2 protein-coding genes and 1 pseudogene are annotated in these 2,731 nt (G+C 63.7%); all 3 read right to left on the reverse strand.

Annotation, left to right across the window (positions count from 1 at the left end; genetic code table 11):
• Positions 1-1,003: DNA polymerase III subunit delta (gene holA / locus EGI20_RS17250; protein ID WP_498632864.1), on the reverse strand; the 1,003-nt coding region annotated here is incomplete at its 3' end.
• A complete protein-coding gene (locus EGI20_RS17255; RefSeq protein WP_498632946.1) occupies positions 984-1,379 on the reverse strand; it encodes an LPS-assembly lipoprotein LptE in 396 nt (131 codons plus the stop codon). The genes holA and EGI20_RS17255, both read right to left, overlap by 20 nt.
• Before the next feature lie 5 nt (positions 1,380-1,384).
• Positions 1,385-2,731: pseudogene (locus tag EGI20_RS17260) on the reverse strand (class I tRNA ligase family protein); the annotation flags it as partial.

Here is a 2,731-nt window from a genome sequence, read left to right on the forward strand (position 1 = left end):
ACCCTGCCAGCAACATCGCCACCCTGAGCAGTCCCTGCCACGGCTCGCCCTGCGCCGCGCCCTTGATCTGGCGGTCGACTTCGGCGCACTGGGTCAGCGCATCCATCAGTTTACGCGGGCCTATGCGGCGCAGTGCCGGCTCGGCCAGTTTCTGCCGCTCGCCCCATAGCTTGAGCTCGCGCGCCATTTCGCGGGCGTTGCGCCCGTCCTTGATGCCTTGGCGCAGCTTGAGCAGCATGCGGATATCTTCGGCCAGCGCCCACAGCACCAGCACCGGCGCCTCGCCCTCGGCTTCCAGCCCTTCCAGCATGCGCGCCACGCGGGGCGCATCGCCTTGCAGCCAGGCCGACGACAAATGGAACACATCGAAGCGCGCCACATTGGCCACCGCCTCGCGGACATCGGCCAGCTTCAGTTCGCCTTGCGGATACAGCAATGCCAGCTTGTCGACTTCCTGACGCGCGGCCAGCAGATTGCCCTCGACCCGGTCGACAAAGAAGGCCAGCGCCTCGCCCTCCATGCTCTGCCCCTGCGCCTTCAGCCGACGGACAACCCAGCCGGGCAAATCGGCACGGGTCACCGCCTTGGCATCAATCTCCAGCGCGGCCTTTTGCAGCGCGGTAAACCACTTGGTCTGCAGCTGCACCCGCTCCAGCTTGGGCAGTATCACCAGCGTCACCGTGTCCGGCGGCAGATGGGCCGCCAGTTTTTGCAGCGCCTCGCCGCCCTCGGCACCGGGCTTGCCCGACGGAATGCGCACTTCCAGCAATTTGAGCGAAGCGAACAGCGACACGCTATGCATGGCATTGGCGAGGCTGGACCAGTCAAAGCCGGGCTCGACCGTCAGCACCTCGCGCTCCAGATAGCCGGCCTTGCGTGCCGCTTCGCGGATGGCATCAGCCGCTTCCAGCGCCAGCAGCGCCTCTTCCCCATGAATCAGGTAAAGCGGCGCCAGATTGCGCCCAAGCAAGGACTTGAGTGCCTCAGGGTTTGCCTGGGGCATCAGTCTTTCCCGTTGCAGGCAGATCGGTCTCTGGCGGTTTGATATAGGCCAGGCGGCGCACCAGCTGGCTGGCCGCTTCACGCTGCATGCCGGCCCACAATTGCGCCTCTTCCTGCTCTTTACCCAGCACCACCTGCTCCGAGTACGACATCTGGCGCCGCACCGTAACCGAAACCGGCACCGGCGCGTCCGACTGGCGGAAAGTCAGCAGGGCATTCTGGCGCAGCGTCAGCTGATACTCGCTCACTTTACCGGCGCGGTTGACGGTCAGCACATCCTTGCTGGTGGACTCGGGGGCGATCACCAGCAGGGCATCGGCAGCGACCCCCTTGGCCGGCAGGCTGATACGGCCGTCACGCTTGAGCTCGACCAGCACCTGGTTATAAACCGGCCCGGCACCACGATCACCTTCTTCGCCGGCTTGCCTTCCATAAACTTCTGCACATTTTCATGCGCCAGCGCCGCCGCTTCGATTGCGTCACGACCGGCATCGGCCGCCACCACCACGCTACCGCGCAGCTTGCCGCACACCTGCACCATCAGCTCGATCTCGCTCTTCACCAGCGCAGCGGCGTCAACCTCCGGCCAGGCCTGATCCAGCAAAGCTGTTCCCGGCTTGAGCTCGGTCCACAAGGCTTCGCAGATATGCGGCACGATAGGTGCCAGCAGAATCACGGCGGATTCCAGCACTTCCTGCGCCACGGCACGGCCGGCAGCATCGCTGCAATCGGTCTTGTCGTAGGTGTTCAGCAGTTCCATCACCGCAGCAATGGCGGTATTGAACTGCTGGCGGCGGCCGTAGTCGTCGGCCACTTTCTGGATGGTGGCGTGCAGCTTGTAGCGCAACTCTTTCAAGCCGGCAGACAGATCACCCGCCACATACTTGTCGGTCACACCGGCGGCGACATGCTCGCCGCTCACACGCCACAGGCGCTTGAGGAAGCGGAACGCACCTTCCACGCCGGCATCCGACCATTCCAGGCTCTGGTCAGGCGGTGCGGCAAACATCATAAACAGACGCGCGGTGTCGGCACCGTACTGCTCGATAAAGGCCTGCGGATCGACGCCGTTGTTTTTCGACTTGGACATCTTCTCGACGCCGCCCACCACCACCGGCTGGCCGTCAACGCGGTGCTTGGCGGCAATAATCTTGCCCTTGCCGTCGCGTTCCAGCACCACATCGGCCGGCGCAATCCAGTCTTTGGAGCCATTAGGCAGCTCGCGGTAGAAGGTTTCGCAGATCACCATGCCCTGGGTCAGCAGGCTCTTGAACGGCTCGCTGGACGACACTAAGCCTTCGTCGCGCATCAGCTTGTGGAAGAAGCGCGCGTACAACAGGTGCAGAATGGCGTGCTCGATACCGCCCACATACTGGTCGACCTGCAGCCAGTAGTCGGCGGCCTTCTTGTCCACCATGGCGGTGTCGCAATGCGGGCTGGCGTAGCGTGCGTAGTACCAGCTGGACTCTACAAAGGTGTCCATGGTGTCGGTTTCGCGCTTGGCCGCGCCACCGCACTTGGGGCAGCTGGTTTCGTAGAATTCCGGCATTTTGGCAAGCGGCGAGCCGGCACCATCCGGAATCACGTTCTCCGGCAATACCACCGGCAGGTCTTTTTCCGGTACCGGCACATCGCCGCAGCACGGGCAATGAATGATAGGGATCGGGCAGCCCCAGTAGCGCTGGCGGCTGATACCCCAGTCGCGCAGGCGGTACTGGGTCTTTTTGCT

The sequence above is a fragment of the Aquitalea sp. S1-19 genome, assembly GCF_024343515.1.